Genomic DNA, 17,162 nt, shown 5'->3' with positions numbered 1-17,162 from the left:
CCGTAGCCGCTGCCGAGCACCGCGAGGCTGCGATCGACTGCGCAGCAGGCGCCACTCTTGAGTCCGCAAGAGGTCCTGCGGACCTATCGCAGCCTCGCTTCGCTCGGCAGCGGCTACAGGGCTACGGGGTTACGACATTCCTTGAGGGGAGGCCAGGGTCTTGCCGTCCAGCGCATCGCCAATGGTCAGGAAATGCCCGCCCGCCACATGGTGCAGGGTACGCAAGGTGTCGTGCCCGGCGAAATGCCAGCGGCCCTCGCTGAATACTCGCGCGTCGGCCTGGGCGGCAATGACTTCGGCGAGGAACAGGTCGTAGCGTTCATGGTTCTGCGGTTCCGGCAGCAGCCGGCATTCCAGCCAGGCCACGCAACCGTCGAGCAGCGGCGCGTCGATCAACTCGCCGGCGAAGGTCGGCAGGCCATACAACTGGAATTTGTCGCGGCCCTGGTCGCGGTTCAGTTCCAGGCCGGAAGTGGAGCCGACGGTCTGCACGATATCGACCTGGGCGGCGCAGGGCACGTTGAGCACGAAGGTGCCGGAGGCTTCCAGTAGCTGGCGGGTCCAGGTGGATTTATCGAGCACCACCGCGACTTTCGGCGGTTCGAAATCCAGCGGCATGGCCCAGGCCGCGGCCATGATATTGCGCTGGCCGCCATGGGCGGCGCTGACCAGCACGGTCGGCCCGTGGTTGAGCAAGCGGTAGGCCTTGGCCAGGGGAACCGGGTGACGATGGATGGCGCTCATGGGTACGGCTCCAGAAAAAAAGACTCGATTGTAGCCAGATCGCGCTGCGGCGCAGCCATCGGGATTGGACGGTTTTCCTGGACAATCCATCCAGATTGACCGGGCTTATCCACAGCTCGCGGCTGCTTAGACTGGGCCTTCACCTTACCAGCTGAAGGAGCTTTTCCATGGCAGGCCAATCCTTGAAAAACCACTCGTTGAAAGACAAGGTCGCACTGATCGCCGGCGGCGCGAAAAACCTCGGTGGCCTGATCGCCCGGGACCTCGCCGCCCACGGCGCCCAGGCCATCGCCGTGCATTACAACAGCGCCAGCAGCCAGGCCGAGGCCGAGCGCACCGTGGCGGCGATCAAGAACCTGGGCGTCGATGCCCAGGCCTGGCAGGCCGACCTGACCACCGCCGCGGCGGTGGAGCAATTGTTCAGCGACGCCAAGGCCCGTTTCGGCAAGATCGACATCGCCATCAACACCGTGGGCAAGGTCCTGAAAAAACCCATAGTCGAGATCAGCGAAGCCGAGTACGACGACATGTTCGCGGTCAATTCCAAGAGTGCGTTTTTCTTTATCAAGGAAGCCGGCAAGCACCTGGAGGACCACGGCAAGCTGGTGTCGCTGGTGACCTCGCTGCTCGGCGCCTACACCCCCTTTTATGCCGCCTACAGCGGGGCCAAGGCGCCGGTGGAACACTTTACTCGCGCCGCCTCCAAGGAGTTCGGTGCCCGCGGCATCTCGGTCACCGCCGTGGGCCCGGGGCCGATGGACACGCCCTTCTTCTACCCGGCCGAAGGCGCCGACGCCGTGGCTTACCACAAGGCCGCCGCGGCGCTGTCCGGCTTCAGCAAGACCGGCCTGACCGACATCGAGGACGTAGTGCCCTTCATCCGTCACCTGGTCACCGACGGCTGGTGGATCACCGGCCAGACCCTGCTGATCAACGGCGGCCACGCCACCAAGTGAGGCCCGGCCTTCAGATCGACGGTTGTCATCGACCCGAGTAATCCGCCAAGGGCCGAGGTAGATTGGCGTTTGCAAAAGGCTTGCGTAGGAGCGAGGCTTGCCCGCGATAGCGTTGTGTCAGACAACCACTAATCGCGGGCAAGCCTCGCTCCTACCGAAAATATGCACAACACGCCGGAACGACGCCCCCTCCATGGATAAGCTCGAGCAATACCGTGTGTTCATCCAGGTGGCTGAAATGGGCAGTTTCATCAAGGCCGCGCATGCCCTTGAGCTGCCCCGGGCCACCGTCTCGGCGGCGGTCCAGCAACTGGAGACCGCCCTGGCCACGCGCCTGTTGCACCGCACCACACGCCAGGTGCAACTGACCGCCGACGGCGCCATCCTGCTGGAGCGCGCGCGCCTGCTGCTCGGCGATGCGGTGGAACTCGAGCGGCTGTTTCACACCCGTCAGCTGGACGTCTGCGGGCGGCTCAATGTCGACGTGCCCAGCCGCATTGCCCGGCGGCTGATTGCGCCCGCCCTGCCCCATTTGTTCGACCAGTACCCCGGCCTGAAACTGGCGCTGGGCTCTACCGACCGTTCCATCGACCTGGTGCAGGAAGGCGTGGACTGCGTCATCCGCGTCGGCACCCTGCGCGACAGCAGCCTGATCGTCCGGCGCCTCGGCCACCTGGCCCTGATCAACTGCGCCAGCCCCGGCTACCTGGCGCAGCACGGCCAGCCCCGGACCCCGGGCGACCTGGCCGACGGCCACTGGATGGTCGGCTATGGTTCCCCCAGCACCGGCCGCGAGCTGCCTTGGGTGTACCTGGCCGAAGGTCGCGAGCTGGAGCTGAACCTGCCCAGCCGGGTGATCGTCAACAACGCCGAAAACTACATCGCCTGCTGCCGCGCCGGGCTGGGCCTGATCCAGATTCCGCGCTTCGACGCGCAGTACCTGCTCGACCGTGGCGAGCTGGTGGAAGTCCTGCCCGGCTTTCGCGCCGCGTCCATGGCGATCTCCGCGCTGTACCCCAACCGCAACCATCGCTCGCGCCGCCTGAACGCCTTTATCGAATGGTTCGAAACCCTGGTCGCGCCCCACCTCGAAGGCCAGCGCAACAACACCTAGCCGCCCTCGCCCGTGCGTATCGCAGACGGTCAGCCAGACAGCTGATGGGCGAACTGGCCGACGGCGCTGACCACCTTTTGCGCGCCGTCCTGGATCTCGACGATCACCGTGCCGGCCTCGGCGGCCAGGGCCAGGCCTTGCTCGGCCTGGGTCTTGCCGTCGGCCATCAGCACCACGGCCTCGCGGGCCATGTCCTGGTTGCGCCGCACCACGCCGACGATTTCGTCGGTGGCCTTGCTGGTGCGCGAGGCCAGTTGCCGGACCTCGTCGGCCACCACCGCGAAGCCGCGTCCCTGATCCCCGGCGCGGGCCGCTTCGATGGCCGCGTTGAGCGCCAGCAGGTTGGTCTGTTCGGCAATGTCGCTGATGGTCTTGACGATGCTGCCGATCACCCGCGACTGCTCGTTCAGCGCCTCGATACCGTCACTGGCCTGCTGCATGTGCCTGGCCAGGTCGCGCATCACTTCCACCGCCTGGCTTACCACCGAGGAGCCGCGCTGGGCACTGCTGTCGGTCTGCCGCGAGATGGTGTAGGCGATCTCGGCGGCCTCGGCGACGGACTGTTCCTGGTTGACCTGCTCGGTGATCAGGGTGGCGAATTTCACCACCTTGTAGAGCCTGCCATTGGCATCGACCACCGGGTTGTACGAAGCGTCGAGCCAGACCACGCGGCCCTGGCTGTCGATGCGCTTGAAGCGGTCGGCGACGTATTCGCCGGCGTTCAAGCGTGCCCAGAACGCTTGGTAGGCCGGGCTGCCGTACTCCTGCTGCTCGCAGAACAGGCTGTGGCTCTGGCCCCGGATCTGCTCGAGGCTGTAACCCATGCAGCTGAGGAAGCGCTCGTTGGCGGTCAGCACCCGGCCCTTGAGGTCGAACTCGATCACCGCGGTCGAACGCAGCAAGGCGGCGATCAGGTTGTCGTGCTCGCAAGCGGACTGCACGGTCTCGGTCAGGTCGCCGGCGATCAGGGAAAACGACTTGAGTTGCCGCTCGGAGTCGAAGATCGGTTGCAGGATCACGCTCAGCCAGGCGTCCTGGCCGTCGCCGCGACGCAAGCGCAGGGTGTCGTCGAAAGGTTCGCGGTTGGCCAGCGCCGTCATGAAACGCGCATGCGCTTCCGTGGGCCGGGCATCGTCCGGCAGCAGATTGTCGATGGGCCAACCGAGCAACTTCTCGGGGGAATAATGCATGCGCTGGGTGAAGTTACGGTTCGCCGACAGGACTCGCCGCTGCGGATCGAGCTGGACGCTTAGCAGGGTGCGCTCAAAACCTTCCTTGACCTGCTCAAGCGCGCGAAACTCATCGCTCAGCGCGAGGAGTTTCTGATTCAAACGTTTATTGAACATAGGGCCCACCGATAGCCTGTGATTGGAGACTGCTGCAGCCTCGCCATCGGCGTTGCAAAGAGGTTCTTGACGCGCCCGGGGCTCTTTAGGATTTATCCTTGAGCAAGACAGGAAACTTCCTAACACGCCCGCGCGCAGAGCACAGGCGTCGGGGCTAAACGTGGCCGCCCGGCGTCACGCCCGCAAAGGCCTGGCGCCGGGCCCTCCTCAGTTCGACAACTGGCTGGCGAACTGGCCGACCGCGTCCACTACCTTCTGGGCGCCATCCTGGATCTCGACGATCACCGTACCGGCCTCGGCGGCCAGGGCCAGGCCCTGCTCGGCCTGCGCCTTGCCGTCGGTCATCAGCGCGACCGCCTCGCGCGCCATGTCCTGGTTCTGCCGCACCACGCCGACAATCTCGTCGGTGGCCTTGCTGGTGCGCGAGGCCAATTGCCGGACTTCGTCGGCCACCACGGCGAAGCCGCGCCCCTGCTCACCGGCCCGCGCCGCTTCGATGGCCGCGTTGAGCGCCAGCAGGTTGGTCTGCTCGGCGATGCCGCTGATGGTCTTGACGATGCTGCCAATTACCAGCGACTGCTCGTTCAGCGCCTCGATGCCTTCACCGGCCTGCTGCATGTGCTTGGCCAGGTCGCGCATCACGTTCACCGCCTCGGTCACCACGGTGGTGCCGCGCTGGGCGCAGTTGTCGGTTTGCAGGGAGGTGCTATAGGCGATGTTCGCCGCCTCGGCGACCGCCTGCTCCTGGTTCACCTGATCGGTAATCACCGTGGCGAACTTGACCACCTTGTAGAGCCGGTTGTTGGCATCGACCACCGGGTTGTAGGAGGCCTCGAGCCAGACCACGCGGCCGTAGCTGTCGATACGCTTGAAGCGCCCGGCAACGAACTCGCCGGCGTTCAGGCGTTTCCAGAACGCCTGGTATTCGGCGCTGTTGTATTCCTCGGGTTCGCAGAACGTGCGGTGATGCTTGCCCTGGATTTGCGCCAGGCTGTAGCCCATGCCCTGAAGGAAGCGCTCGTTGGCCGCCAGTACGTTGCCGTTGAGGTCGAACTCGATCACCGCCGTGGAACGCACCAGCGCGCCGATCAGGTTCTCATGCTCGCGCGAGGCCTCGATGGTGCGGGTCAGGTCGCTGGAGTAGATCGAGAACTGCTTGATCCGCCCCTGGGAATCGCGAATCGGCTGGGAGATCGAGCGCAGCCAGGCTTCCTGGCCATTGCCGCGCAGCAGGCGGACCGCGCCGGCAAAGTGTTCGCCGCGGGTCAGCGTCGCCTTGAAACGGTGGTGGAATTCGTCGCTCTTGACGTGGGCCGGCACGATGTCCTCGATGTGGCGGCCGACCAGGTCGCTGTTCCGGTAGCGCATTTCCTGGTTGAAGTTGTCGTTGGCCGACAAAATGCGTCCATCGGGATCGAGAATCAGCACCAGCATCTCACTGTCGAGACTGTCCTTCACTTGCTGGAGGCTCGAGAGTTCTTCGCGTAGAGCCAACAGCTCTTGCTTCAAGCTTTTGTTGAACATGGGATGCACCGATGGGCAGTAAAAGGGGGGCAGCATTGTCTCTAGCCATCGGCGCTGTAGTATTTTTCTGAAGACCCCATAAGACATATCCGAGCAAAAAACTTTGAAACGCCTCAGGCCCCAGTCTTGCTGGGTTGCAGCCCAGGCTCCGGCCCCCGAAAGAGCGGCTATAGTCGAGTTCGGGAAAATCAACGGCAATCGACGGAGTTGGATTTATGGAGGCTTCACGCAAGGCCCTGTTCGACCAGGTGGCAACGCGTCTGGGGCACGCTTTTGACGGCGAAATACGCATCGGTGGCAACTATGTGCCCGCGGTGCAGAACGGCGACGAAGTGTACGTCAGCGGGCAGATCCCGCGCATCGACAACACCGTGATGGTGGTCGGGCGGGTCGGTGGCGATGTGTCGCTGGAAGATGGCCGGCATGCCGCGCGTATTTGCACGATGCGCGCCCTGGCGATCCTCGCCCAGTTGCTCGGCGATCTGCAACGGGTGAAAAAAGTCCTGCGGCTCAACGTCTATGTGCAAAGCGCCGCCGACTTCACCCAGCAGAGCGAAGTCGCCGACGCGGCCTCCGAAGTGCTCTATTCGATCTTTGCCGAGGCCGGGGTGCACACCCGCACGTCGCTCGGGGTCTACCAGCTGCCGAAGAACGCCGCGGTGGAAATCGACATGATCGTGGCCCTCGAACCGCTTCCCGCGCCCCATGAGGACACCGAGGATTAGGGTCTGTACGAAAAGTCGGCGAGCGAAGGTCAGGCAAGGCGCAACGACCAACGGGAGTAACAGCCGAAGGCTGGCCCGGAGGGTGAGCGCAGCGAATCAAAACAGGCGAGGAACGGCCGGGGTCGCGTTCGACTGTAGGGGCCTACATGAGCATTCCGAGCCTGTTTTTAACGCAGCATCACCGAGCGCAGCCACTTTTCGTACAGACCCTAGCTGCCATTGGTGCGGCACTGGCCCATGACCTGATACTCCACGGTCTTGAGCTGTCCGGCCGAATCCTCATAGGTCATGCGTGACGGCACCGGGTTGCAGGCCTTGGCCGGCGGCGTCACGTTGACCACCTTCTGGATGTCCAGGGGCATGCCGTAGCGATAGTTTTCCACCACCGGCGCCTCCTTGCCCTGCTTCGCCGCGTAGGCCGCCATGGCCCGCTCGTTCGCCTGCATGGCGCGGTCGAAGGTGCGGTCGCCGCCGCCTTCGGCCATGGCCAGGGACGATAAGGAAAGTACCAAGGCGGCGATACTCAATTTAAACAACTTCATGACTGTTTCCTCGTTCTGGTTAGTTGCCACGAGGATAACCAGCGGACCCTGTCGGGAAGATCACGCGCACATTACTTATATGTAATAAACACCAGGGCATTTCCCGCCATCGAACAAACCCCATATAAAACAAGGCACTTGGCGTTAAGCATAAACAACTTACAACTTCCAGCCTTGCAGAATTGTAATAACCGGGTCACCTCCGCGTTATCTGTTGTTTGCAACTATCGACGCTGACTCCAGCCGTTAACCAGGCGGTTCGCGAGTACAACTAACAAGAACGCCACAGGCGACCTAACAGCTGATAGCTGCCCTTATCCAGGAGCAAACAACATGCGTACTCAAGCCCGCTTGTCCCTGTCCGTGTTTTCCGCGGTACTGGGGCTGAGCCCGTTGGCCGCGAACGCGGCGCAAGACAAGCCCGAAGGGTTTATCGAAGGCAGCAGCCTCAACGTGCTGGCCCGCAACTACTACTTCAATCGCGACGATCGCAAGGGCCAGTCCAGCCCCACCGGCAACGGCTATTCGGAAGCCTGGGCCCAGGGGCTGATCGGCAAGTTCGAATCCGGCTTTACCCAGGGCACCGTCGGCTTCGGCCTCGATGCCTTTGCCATGTATGGCCTCAAGCTCGATTCCGGCGGCGGCCGCAGCGGCGGTCGCGGGTCGTTCGGCATGCTGCCGGTGGACAGCGACAACCAGCCGGCCGACAACTACAGCAAGGTCGGCGGCGCGGCGAAAATGCGCCTGCTCGACACCGTGATCAAGGTCGGCGACGTCTTCCCGAAAACCCCGGTGGTGCACTACGGCGACTCGCGCCTGCTGCCGGAAAGCTTTCGCGGTGCGACCTTCGAGAACACCAGCATCGACGGCCTGAGCCTCCAGGGCGGACGCCTGCACAGCATGAGCCAGCCTGACAGCAGCAGCCTGCGCGACGGCTTCGCCACCTTCTATGCCGGCAAGGTCGACTCGCCCTGGGTCGCCTATTTCGGCGGCGACTACAGCCTGAACAAGCACCTCAGCTTCAGCCTCTACAGCAGCCGCCTGAAAGACGCCTGGGACCAGTACTACTTCGGCACCGCGGCCACCTGGCCGGTCTCGGACGAGTTCTCGCTGTTCGCCGGCTTCAACTATTACAAGGCCGTGGACGAGGGCAAGAAGCTGCTCGGCGAGTTCGACAACGACATCTGGAGCGCCAAGGTCGGCGCCACCTATGGCGCCCACACCCTGTCGCTGTCGCACCAGCGCAACAACGGCGACGACGACTTCGACTACCTGCGCCAGTCGGACTCGATCTTCCTCGACAACTCGATCCAGTACAGCGACTTCAACTCGCCGAAGGAACGCTCGTGGATGGTGCGCTACGACCTTGACATGGAGACCTACGGCATTCCCGGCCTGTCGTTCATGACCCGCTACGGCAAAGGCAGCGACGCCGACTACAGCAACGCCAACGCGGTCTACATGCGCCGCGACGCCGACGGCAACCCACTGACCGACCAGCGCCGCTGGGAGCGCAATATCGAAGCCAAGTACGTGGTGCAGGGCGGCACCCTCAAGGATCTGTCGCTGCGCATTCGCCAGGCGACAGTGCGCTCCAGCAGCTTCGAGTCCGACCTGGAGGAGTTCCGCCTGATCGTCGAATACCCACTGGCCATTCTCTGAGCCCGCGCGTTGGGCGAGTGCAGGGGCGGTACGAAAAGCCGGCACGCCAAGGCCACTTTTCGCACCGCACCGGGCGCGCCCGACGTTAAAACTTCTTCACAGACGCCTGTGTTTCAGAACTGTAATATTGCCCTCACCTTCTCGTCAGGTTGGCCTTCGTATACTTGCCCGCATGCCCGAGCCGACGGCGCTTCGCCACGGCCAGCTCACTTGCGGGAGACCTTGTTTTGAAGCCTGCCCACCTGACTCCGCCTGGCCTGCCCGGCGCGCTCCCCAGCGATAACGGTAGCGAACGCGCCAGGCATGCCCTGGAACAATTCTGGCTCGGCCAGCAACAGCACAATGGCGACCAGAACCCGGTGACGCTAGCAGCGCCGATCGCCACACATTCACCCAATCCCGGGCCTGCACAGCCACCCGCTGAGGCCCCCTGAGCACATTCATCTCTGAAGCGTTTTTTCGAATGCTCCTTTGGAAAGAGATGAATTTTTAGCGTCCCGCATGGGGCGCTTTTTTTTGCCCGCCGTTTCCCTCCCCGCGGCTACACCGCACCTGTACCTGACCTGTACGTTTACCTGTAGCCGCTGCCGAGGCACGAGGCTGCGATCGACCGCGAAGCGGGCGCCGCCCTTGAAATCCCCCAACCTCCAGCAGCGTCCCACATCAAAGCCAGATGGCATCCCACAGTGGATAGTCGCCAAGCCGCTGAACAAGCCCCGCTCGCACCGGGTTGAAGACGATGTAGCGGGCGATGGCCTTCAGGTCTTCTTCCTTGCGCAGGGCACGATCGTGATATCCCTTTTGCCAAAGGCGCCCCTGGCTCTTGAAGTGTCGATTGATCTGCAGGCTGCTTCTGGATTTGAAACGGCACATCACCTCTCCCAAGGAGCTGTCTCGCAGTTCAAATAGCCAGTGAATGTGGTCAGGCATGACAACCCAGGCCAGCGAACGGACATGATCGGCGTGGTGGATGTGCTTGAGCTGGTCAACCACCAGACGGCCAACACGAAAATCGCGAAACAAGGGGCGCCGTTGGTGGGTCACGACGGTAATCGAGTAGATACGGCCAGCTTCCGATACTCGTCCCTTGAGCAGACGGTAGCCGTTGGAGTGGACAAGCAATCCTTTGCTCTCCATGCAAGTCATTTACCTCAACCTAGACGCCCAGACCGTCGCTTGCAGAAGCACTCTTTCAGCAAATATTTCCAGATCCCTGTAGCCGCTGCCGAGGCACGAGGCTGCGAACGACCGCAAAGCGGGCGCCGCCTTTGAAATCGCTGGAGGTCCTGCGGACCTATCGCAGCCTGCGGCAGCGGCTACAGGGGGCGTGCCCTCTGGATAAACAAAACCCCGCCTGCGTATGACGCAGGCGGGGTTGGTTGACGCCGGTCGCGGATCAATCGTTCAGCAGGTCCTGTAGCTCCTGCTCTTCTTCCTTGCGGTGCGCCCAGTGGTACAGCGCCGGCAGCACCAGCAGGGTCAGGGCGGTGGAGGAGATGATGCCGCCGATGACCACAGTGGCCAGCGGCCGTTGCACTTCGGCGCCGGTGCCGGTGGCCAGGGCCATGGGGATGAACCCCAGCGACGCCACCAGGGCGGTCATCAGCACCGGGCGCAGGCGGGTCAGCGCGCCTTCGTTGACCGCCGCGGCGAGCATCCGCCCTTCTTCTCGCAGGTTGCGGATAAAGGCGATCATCACCAGGCCGTTGAGCACCGCCACCCCCGACAGCGCGATGAAGCCCACCCCCGCCGAGATCGACAGCGGAATGTCGCGCAGCCACAGGGCCATGATCCCGCCGGTCAGGGCGAAGGGAATCCCGGTGAACACCAGCAGCCCGTCCTTGAGGTTGTTGAACATCATGAACAACAGGCCGAACACCAGCAGCAGCGCCACCGGCACCACGATCTCCAGGCGCTCGGAGGCTTCCTGCAATTGTTCGAACTGGCCGCCCCAGGTGATCCAGTAGCCGGTCGGGATCTTCACTTGGTCGCCAATGGCCCGGGTCGCCTCTTCGACGAAGGAGCCCATGTCGCGGCCCCGCACGTTGGCGCTGACAATCACCAGGCGCTTGCCGTTCTCGCGGCTGACCTGTGCCGGGCCGAGCACCAGCTCGACGTTGGCGACTTCCGACAGGGCGATGAAACCCAGTTGCCGGTTGACGCTGCCCGCGGCTGCCGCCACCGGAATCAGCAGGCGCGACAACCCGTCGATATCGGTGCGCAGGGTGTCGGACATGCGCACCAGCATGTCGAAGCGCCGGTCGCCCTCGTACAAGATGCCCGCCTTGCGCCCACCCACGGCAATCGCCACGGCGTCCTGCACATCGCCGACGTTGAGGCCGAAACGCGCGGCCTTGTCGCGGTCGACATTCACCGTCAGCACCGGCAGGCCGGTGGTCTGCTGCACCTTTACTTCGGCGGCGCCGTCGATCTTCTGCAGCGTCTGCGAAATCTCTTCGGCGGTCTGGTTCAGCACCTCCATGTCATCGCCGAAGACCTTCACCGCGACATCGCTGCGCACCCCGGAAATCAGTTCGTTGAAGCGCAGCTGGATCGGCTGCGACAGCTCGTAGACGTTGCCCGGCAGGCTGTTGCTGACCCGTTCGATGTCGGCAATGATCGCCTCGCGCGACTTGCCCGGGTCCGGCCATTGCGCCTTGGGCTTGAGCATCAGGTAGGCATCGGAAATGTTCGGCGGCATCACGTCCGAAGCGATCTCGGCGGTGCCGGTCCGGGCGAACACCCGCTCGATTTCCGGTATCTGCGCCAGCAGGGTTTTCTCCAGGGTTTTCTGCATCTCCACCGACTGCGTGAGGCTGGCGTCGGGCACGCGCATCGCCTGCTGGGCGAAGTCGCCTTCGCTGAGGCTGGGGATGAACTCGCTGCCCATGCGGCTGGCCACCAGGCCCGAGACCAGCACACTGAAAACGGCCAGGGCAAAGGCCTGGGAGCGATGGCTCATCACCCAGCGCAGCACCGGTTCGTAACCCCGGCGAGCGCCGCGCATGACGAAGTTCTCTTCCTCCTTGACCTTGCCGGTGACGAACAGCGCAATCGCCGCCGGGACGAAGGTCACCGAAAGAATCATCGCCCCGAGCAAGGCGATGACCACGGTGAAGGCCATCGGGTGGAACATCTTCCCGGCCACCCCGGACAGGGCAAAGATCGGCAGGTACACCACCATGATGATCAGCTGCCCGTAGATCAGCGCCCGCCGCGCTTCCTTGGCCGCGGCGAAGACTTCGTGCAGGCGCTCGGAGCGAGTGAGCATGCGCCCGTGATGCTGCTGGGCGTGGGCCAGGCGGCGGATGGCGTTCTCGACGATGACCACCGCGCCGTCGACGATGATGCCGAAATCCAACGCGCCGAGGCTCATCAGGTTGGCGCTGACCTTGTTGGTGAACATGCCGGTGAAGGTGAACAGCATGGCCAGCGGAATCACCATGGCGGTGATCAGCGCCGCGCGGATATTGCCCAGGAACAAAAACAGAATGGCGATGACCAGCAGCGCGCCTTCGATGAGGTTTTTCTTCACCGTGGCCACGGCCTTGTCCACCAGGTTGGTGCGGTCGTAGACCGTGACCGCGCTCACGCCCTTGGGCAGCGAGCGATTGATCTCGGCGAGCTTTTGCGCGACTACGCGAGACACTGTGCGGCTGTTTTCCCCGACCAGCATGAACACCGTGCCGAGCACCACTTCGCGGCCGTTCTCGGTGGCCGCGCCGGTGCGCAGCTCACGGCCGATGTCCACGGTGGCCACGTTGCTGACGCGGATCGGCGTGCCGTCCACGGTGTTGATCACGATGTTGGCGATGTCTTCGATGGACTTCACCTGCCCCGGCGCGCGGATCAGCAACTGCTGGCCGTTGCGCTCGATGTACCCGGCGCCGACGTTGGCGTTGTTGCGCTCCAGGGCGGTCATCAGGTCGCTGAGGGTCAGGTTGTAGGCCGCCAGGCGCCTGGGGTCCGGAGCGATCTGATAGAGCTTGGCGAAACCGCCGATGGTGTTGATCTCGGCCACCCCCGGCACATTGCGCAGCTGCGGGGCGATGACCCAGTCCTGGATCACCCGCAGGTCGGTCGGTGTATAAGCCGTGCTGTCTTCCTTGAGCGCGCCGGGCTCGGCCTCCACGGTCCAGAAGAAGATCTCGCCGAGGCCGGTGGAGATCGGCCCCATGCTCGCCTCCACGCCTTCGGGCAACTGCTCGCGGGCCACCTGCAGGCGCTCGTTGACCAGTTGCCGGGCGAAGTACAGGTCGGTGCCTTCCTTGAAGATCACCGTCACCTGGGACAGGCCCGAGCGCGAGGTCGAGCGAGTCTGCTCCAGGCCTGGCAGGCCAGCCATGGCCACCTCCACCGGGTAGGTGATGCGCTGCTCGGTTTCCAGCGGCGAATAGCCGGGCATGCTGGCGTTGACCTGGACCTGGACGTTGGTGATGTCCGGCACCGCGTCGATCGGCAGTTTCTGATAGCTGCCGATACCCACGGCAGCCATCAGCAGCACCACCAGCAGCACGACGATGCGCTGCTCGATGGCGAATTGAATGATGCGTTCAAACATGGGAAGTCACTCTCCAGGGAAACACTCAGTGCGGATCAATGGCCGTGCTCGGCCGAGCCCTTGCCCAGTTCGGACTTGAGGATGAAGCTGCCGGTGGTCGCCACCCGGGCCCCGGCGCGCAAGCCTTCGCGGATCTCGACGAAGCCGTCTTCGTTACCGCCCAGCACCACGGGCGTGGCCTGGAAACCGTCGGCGACGCGCACGAACACCGAGGGTTTGTCTTCCACGGTCTGGATCGCGCTCTGCGGCACGGTCACGCCGGCCTGGTAGGTGTCGGTCGCCACTTGCACCGAGACGAACAGCCCCGGCCGCCAGACGTCGTCCGGGTTAGGCACGGTGACCCGCACCGTGGCGGTCCGGGTCTGCTCGCCCAGCAGGCTGCCGACATAGGCCACCGTGCCCTGCACCTGGGTGCCCAGCTCCGTGGATTGCACCCGCACCGGCTTGCCGACCCGGACCTTGTTCAGGTCCTTGGGAAACACGCCGAAGGTGACCCAGACCCGCGACAGGTCGGACAGGGTGAAGGCAGCGCTGCTCTCGCCCACCACCTCGCCGACGCTCAGGTGTTTTTCCACCACCACGCCGTCGAACGGCGCGCGCATTTCATAGCGGTTGCCGCCTGCCAGCACCGCGCTGCCGCTCAAGGCGTTCATCTTTTGCCGGGCGTTGTTCAGGGCGATTTCGGCCTCTTGCAGGCTTTGCCGCGCCAGCAGGTAATCCTGCTCGGCGGAGATCTGGTCGACCCACAACTGGCGCTCGCGCTGGAAGGTGGTGCGCGCCAGCTCGACCCGGCGCTGGGCGGCGGCCAGTTCGCTGCGCTGGTCGGAGATCTGCTGGCTGGCGATCACCGCCAGCAGCTCGCCCTTCTTCACCGCCTGGCCGAGATTGACCGCCACCGACTCCACCACCCCGGCCGCGCGCGGCACGATGTGCGAGGTGCGGTCCTCGTCGAAGCGCACCTCCCCCGGCAGCGTCAGCAAGCTGCTGAGATCCCGCGGCGCGGCTTCGACCAGCTGGATGTCGGCGGCCTTGATCTGCTCGGCGCTGAGCTCGACCTTGCCCTCTTCCTCGGCATGCTCTTCCCCTTCCGCTTGCCCCTCTTCGCCTGCCTGATGCGCCTCGCCGTCCTGGTGCGTGTCGGCCTTGGCCGCCGGTTTCGCCTGCGCGGCCACCGGCGCCGCCTGGAACAGCTCCTGCCACATCAGCCCGGCCACGCCGAGCGCGACCGCCACGGCCAGCGCCAAGGCCGTGCTTCGTTTCTTGTCCATGCATGCTCCTGAAAAAATCGACTCGACACGCCGTCCGGCAACAGCGACGCGTCATGAGGTTTGTGGGAAAAAGAAATCGCCGAGCGCCCGGTGCAGTTCATGCACGCACCAATGGGATGCGCCTTCCTCGACCCGGCTCGGCGCCGGCCCGCTGCAATCGGTGACCAGCAGCGCGCCCAGGCACAGGGCGAACAACGGCGCTTTCACAACGTGCGATCGGGGCCGGCGAGATCGCCGTAGATGCGTTCGATGCGCACCCAGGCCTCGGTGGACTGGGCCACGGCGGCGATGTACTGGGTGCGGGCGCTGATCAACGTGCGCTGGGCGTCGAGCACCTCGATGAAGTTGAACTTGCCCATCTCGAAGCCTCGGGTGGCGGTGTCCACGGCGCTTTGCGCAGCCGGCAGGATCACCTGGTTGAATGACTGCACTTCACTGCTGGCGGTGCTCCATTGGTCGAGGGCCTGACGGGTTTCGCTGCGCAGGCGCAGCTCCACGGCGTTGCGCAAGTCCCGGGCCTGATCGGCGCGACGCGCTGCCGACAGCACGTTGCCCTGGTTTCGGTTGAACAGCGGGAGCGGCATCGACACCCCGACCAGGTTGACTCGCTCGCGCACGCTGGCGTCGTACTGGCTGCCCACGCTGATATCGAGGTCGGGAATACGCTGGGTCTTTTCCAGCCCCAGGGCGGCTTCGCGCTGCACCACTTGCATCTCGGCCAGGCGCAGCTCGGTGGTCTGCTGCAACCGCGCCAGCAATTGCGCCGAGGGCGGTAGCGCCGGCAGCCCGCTGGACGGTTCCGCGACGGCGTTGAAGCCGATGGCGGCGGCCCCGGTCACGGTCGCCAGTTGTCGGTAGGCGTTGGCCCGGTCCATTTCGGCGCGGCTCAGTTCCAGACGCACTTCCGAGAGCTGGACCTGGGCGCGGGTGGCCTCCACGGGCGAGGCCTTGCCCGCGCTCACCCGCCCCTTGGCCACCGTCAGCCCGCGCTCGGCCAGGGCCAGGGAGCGGCCGGCCAGCTCGCTGCGCTCCTGGGCGCGCAAGGCACCGTAGAAGGCGGCGATCACATCGGCGCGCAGCTGGTTGCGCTGGCGTTCCAGCTCCAGCGCCGCGGCGTCCTGGGCACGGCTGGCGACATCGATGCGCGCGCCGCGCTTGCCGCCCAGCTCCAGGGTCTGGCTGAGCGTGACGGTGGTGGTGCGCGAGCTGCGGCGGGTGTCTTCGGCGTCCCAGGACAGCACCGGGTTGGGGATCAGCCCGGCCTGTTGCCGGCCACCCTGGGCAATCTCGGTTTCCCAGCGCGCGGCCGCCAGTTCGGGGTTGTTGGCAAAGGCATCCGCCAGGGCATCGTCGAGGCTCAGCACCTGGCTCTCGGCCGCCGCGGCGTCTTGCAGCTCGGCACTGGCCAACAACAGGACAGCGGACAATGCCCCGAGTAGCCAGGCAAGTTTTTTAAGGGGGTTCGGCATAACGCGTTCTGGCCTCTTACCGGTACAGAATTACGGCGGAGGCTCTGCGGCGCGAGGAAGTTGAACCTCCACGGCGCATTCACACTCCACCCATACAACAACTAACAGGTGAGTATTTAGTGCCGGCCAAATGTAGCGTTCGGTACTTATCGACAGGGTGGCGCAAAGATTACAAATCCGTTAGCCAGCGCTCTGCCACGGGCTTATGCATTAACATCCCGACCATCGAACCACGAGCAGAGTGCAACAAATCCAGAACTTGAAATATAGAGAAACAACTCTTCCCGCATAACACTTCAACACTTTGAAAGTTGAATCACTCCGTCCGTTACTTCCAGCGAAGTTATGGACCTTCTGATTGTTTTAAACACCGAGGCTAATTCAGCATGCGCATTCTGGTGATCGAGGATGAACCGAAAACCGCCGACTACTTGCATCAGGGATTGAGCGAAAGCGGCTATGTCGTCGATTGCGCCAATAACGGCGCCGACGGCCTGCACCTGACTCGCCAGCACGCCTACGACCTGGTGATTCTCGACGTCAATCTGCCGGAGCTGGACGGTTGGGGGGTGTTGCAGCGCATTCGCCAGAACAGCAATACGCGGATCATGATGCTCACCGCCCAGGGGCGGCTGGTGGACCGGATCAAGGGCCTGGACCTGGGTGCCGACGATTACCTGGTCAAGCCCTTCGAGTTCCCCGAGTTGCTGGCGCGGGTGCGCAGCTTGTTGCGGCGCAGCGAGCAGTCGCCGACGCCCGACGTGTTGCGGGTGGCCGACCTGGAGCTGGACCAGGGCCGCCACCGGGCCTTTCGCGGCAAACAGCGCATCGACCTGACCACCAAGGAATTCGCCCTGTTACACCTGTTGATGCGCCAGAGCGGCGTGGTGCTGTCGCGCACGCAGATCATCTCGTTCGTGTGGGACATGAATTTTGATTGCGACACCAACGTGGTGGAAGTCTCGATCCGCCGCCTGCGAGCCAAGATCGACGACCCGTTCGAAAGCAAACTGATCCACACCCTGCGCGGCGTCGGCTACGTGCTCGAAGAGCGCGACTGACAGCGCGGGTGCCGCCCCAGATGCCATTGCACATGTAGCCGCTGCCGCAGGCTGCGATAGGTCCGAAGGACCTCCAGCGATTTTGAAGGCGACGCCCGCTTCGCGGTCGATCGCAGCCTCGCGGGGCTCGGCAGCGGCTACAGGGTGCAACCCGATAGTTCGGTACATGCGATCGGTGTAGCCGCTGCCG

Annotated in this window: 12 protein-coding genes and 4 pseudogenes; 5 read left to right on the top strand and 11 right to left on the bottom strand. The window is 64.1% G+C overall.

The features are described 5' to 3' along the window. Nucleotides 1-129: 129 nt before the first annotated feature. Nucleotides 130-744, bottom strand: coding sequence for a flavin reductase family protein (locus BLV20_RS30045; RefSeq protein WP_092305986.1), 615 nt, complete (start codon nucleotides 742-744; stop codon nucleotides 130-132). A 182-nt stretch (nucleotides 745-926) separates the two neighbouring features. On the opposite strand from BLV20_RS30045, the gene BLV20_RS30040 reads away from it, so the two are divergent. Then, the gene (locus BLV20_RS30040; RefSeq protein WP_092305989.1) at nucleotides 927-1,700 is read left to right on the top strand and encodes an SDR family oxidoreductase; all 774 of its coding nucleotides are present in this window, start codon (nucleotides 927-929) and stop codon (nucleotides 1,698-1,700) included. 193 nt (nucleotides 1,701-1,893) lie between these two features. Continuing rightward, nucleotides 1,894-2,814, top strand: coding sequence for a LysR family transcriptional regulator (locus tag BLV20_RS30035; RefSeq protein WP_092305985.1), 921 nt, complete (start codon nucleotides 1,894-1,896; stop codon nucleotides 2,812-2,814). 29 nt (nucleotides 2,815-2,843) lie between these two features. On the opposite strand, the pseudogene BLV20_RS32210 reads toward BLV20_RS30035, so the two are convergent. From BLV20_RS32210 to BLV20_RS32195, 4 pseudogenes are all read right to left on the bottom strand, one after another. Then, a pseudogene (locus BLV20_RS32210) lies at nucleotides 2,844-3,278 on the bottom strand (methyl-accepting chemotaxis protein); the annotation flags it as partial. 108 nt (nucleotides 3,279-3,386) lie between these two features. Then, nucleotides 3,387-4,160 (bottom strand): annotated as a pseudogene (locus BLV20_RS32205) (PAS domain-containing protein); the annotation flags it as partial. 207 nt (nucleotides 4,161-4,367) lie between these two features. Further along, a pseudogene (locus tag BLV20_RS32200) lies at nucleotides 4,368-4,799 on the bottom strand (methyl-accepting chemotaxis protein); the annotation flags it as partial. Nucleotides 4,800-4,955: 156 nt separating this feature from the next. Beyond that, a pseudogene (locus tag BLV20_RS32195) lies at nucleotides 4,956-5,594 on the bottom strand (PAS domain-containing protein); the annotation flags it as partial. A gap of 305 nt (nucleotides 5,595-5,899) precedes the next feature. Between BLV20_RS32195 and BLV20_RS30020 the strand changes: the two are divergent. Further along, on the top strand, nucleotides 5,900-6,409 hold the full coding sequence (locus BLV20_RS30020; protein ID WP_092305983.1) for a RidA family protein: 510 nt from the start codon (nucleotides 5,900-5,902) through the stop codon (nucleotides 6,407-6,409). Nucleotides 6,410-6,618: 209 nt separating this feature from the next. Here BLV20_RS30020 and BLV20_RS30015 read toward each other — a convergent pair whose 3' ends face one another. Then, complete coding sequence (locus BLV20_RS30015) at nucleotides 6,619-6,951, bottom strand: DUF2790 domain-containing protein (RefSeq protein ID WP_092305982.1); 333 nt, start codon at nucleotides 6,949-6,951, stop codon at nucleotides 6,619-6,621. Nucleotides 6,952-7,284: 333 nt separating this feature from the next. On the opposite strand from BLV20_RS30015, the gene BLV20_RS30010 reads away from it, so the two are divergent. Continuing rightward, on the top strand, nucleotides 7,285-8,613 hold the full coding sequence (locus BLV20_RS30010; protein WP_092305981.1) for an OprD family porin: 1,329 nt from the start codon (nucleotides 7,285-7,287) through the stop codon (nucleotides 8,611-8,613). A 663-nt stretch (nucleotides 8,614-9,276) separates the two neighbouring features. Here BLV20_RS30010 and BLV20_RS30005 read toward each other — a convergent pair. The 5 genes from BLV20_RS30005 to BLV20_RS29990 all read right to left on the bottom strand — a co-directional run bounded on the left by BLV20_RS30005 (nucleotide 9,277) and on the right by BLV20_RS29990 (nucleotide 15,911). Then, nucleotides 9,277-9,735, bottom strand: a complete 459-nt coding sequence (locus BLV20_RS30005; RefSeq protein ID WP_092305980.1) for an REP-associated tyrosine transposase — start codon at nucleotides 9,733-9,735, stop codon at nucleotides 9,277-9,279. A 274-nt stretch (nucleotides 9,736-10,009) separates the two neighbouring features. Further along, entirely contained in the window at nucleotides 10,010-13,174 is a 3,165-nt protein-coding gene (locus tag BLV20_RS30000) for an efflux RND transporter permease subunit (protein ID WP_092305979.1), read from the bottom strand. A gap of 35 nt (nucleotides 13,175-13,209) precedes the next feature. Then, nucleotides 13,210-14,442, bottom strand: a complete 1,233-nt coding sequence (locus BLV20_RS29995) for an efflux RND transporter periplasmic adaptor subunit (RefSeq protein WP_092305978.1) — start codon at nucleotides 14,440-14,442, stop codon at nucleotides 13,210-13,212. 51 nt (nucleotides 14,443-14,493) lie between these two features. Continuing rightward, nucleotides 14,494-14,649: a hypothetical protein gene (locus BLV20_RS31535; RefSeq protein ID WP_175540285.1), complete on the bottom strand. Its 156-nt coding sequence runs from the start codon at nucleotides 14,647-14,649 to the stop codon at nucleotides 14,494-14,496. Then, the gene (locus tag BLV20_RS29990) at nucleotides 14,646-15,911 is read right to left on the bottom strand and encodes a TolC family protein (protein WP_092305977.1); all 1,266 of its coding nucleotides are present in this window, start codon (nucleotides 15,909-15,911) and stop codon (nucleotides 14,646-14,648) included. The genes BLV20_RS31535 and BLV20_RS29990 overlap by 4 nt, the downstream gene beginning before the upstream one ends. A gap of 386 nt (nucleotides 15,912-16,297) precedes the next feature. Between BLV20_RS29990 and BLV20_RS29985 the strand changes: the two genes are divergently transcribed. Next, nucleotides 16,298-16,972: a heavy metal response regulator transcription factor gene (locus BLV20_RS29985; RefSeq protein ID WP_007930804.1), complete on the top strand. Its 675-nt coding sequence runs from the start codon at nucleotides 16,298-16,300 to the stop codon at nucleotides 16,970-16,972. Nucleotides 16,973-17,162 lie beyond the last annotated feature (190 nt).

It is taken from the genome of Pseudomonas sp. NFIX28 (assembly GCF_900107395.1).
In the GTDB taxonomy this organism is placed as follows: Bacteria; Pseudomonadota; Gammaproteobacteria; order Pseudomonadales; family Pseudomonadaceae; genus Aquipseudomonas.
The sequence above is the reverse complement of the archived record's forward strand: the minus strand, read 5'-3'. Positions and strand labels throughout refer to the sequence as shown.

Bases quoted from the DNA above. Each gene is read 5' to 3' on its own strand.
- BLV20_RS30045 (WP_092305986.1), bottom strand. From the start codon at position 744: ATGAGCGCCATCCATCGTCACCCGGTTCCCCTGGCCAAGGCCTACCGC.
- BLV20_RS30010 (WP_092305981.1), top strand. From the start codon at position 7,285: ATGCGTACTCAAGCCCGCTTGTCCCTGTCCGTGTTTTCCGCGGTACTG.
- BLV20_RS30000 (WP_092305979.1), bottom strand. From the start codon at position 13,174: ATGTTTGAACGCATCATTCAATTCGCCATCGAGCAGCGCATCGTCGTG.
- BLV20_RS30020 (WP_092305983.1), top strand. From the start codon at position 5,900: ATGGAGGCTTCACGCAAGGCCCTGTTCGACCAGGTGGCAACGCGTCTG.
- BLV20_RS30035 (WP_092305985.1), top strand. From the start codon at position 1,894: ATGGATAAGCTCGAGCAATACCGTGTGTTCATCCAGGTGGCTGAAATG.
- BLV20_RS29995 (WP_092305978.1), bottom strand. From the start codon at position 14,442: ATGGACAAGAAACGAAGCACGGCCTTGGCGCTGGCCGTGGCGGTCGCG.
- BLV20_RS29990 (WP_092305977.1), bottom strand. From the start codon at position 15,911: ATGCCGAACCCCCTTAAAAAACTTGCCTGGCTACTCGGGGCATTGTCC.
- BLV20_RS29985 (WP_007930804.1), top strand. From the start codon at position 16,298: ATGCGCATTCTGGTGATCGAGGATGAACCGAAAACCGCCGACTACTTG.
- BLV20_RS30015 (WP_092305982.1), bottom strand. From the start codon at position 6,951: ATGAAGTTGTTTAAATTGAGTATCGCCGCCTTGGTACTTTCCTTATCG.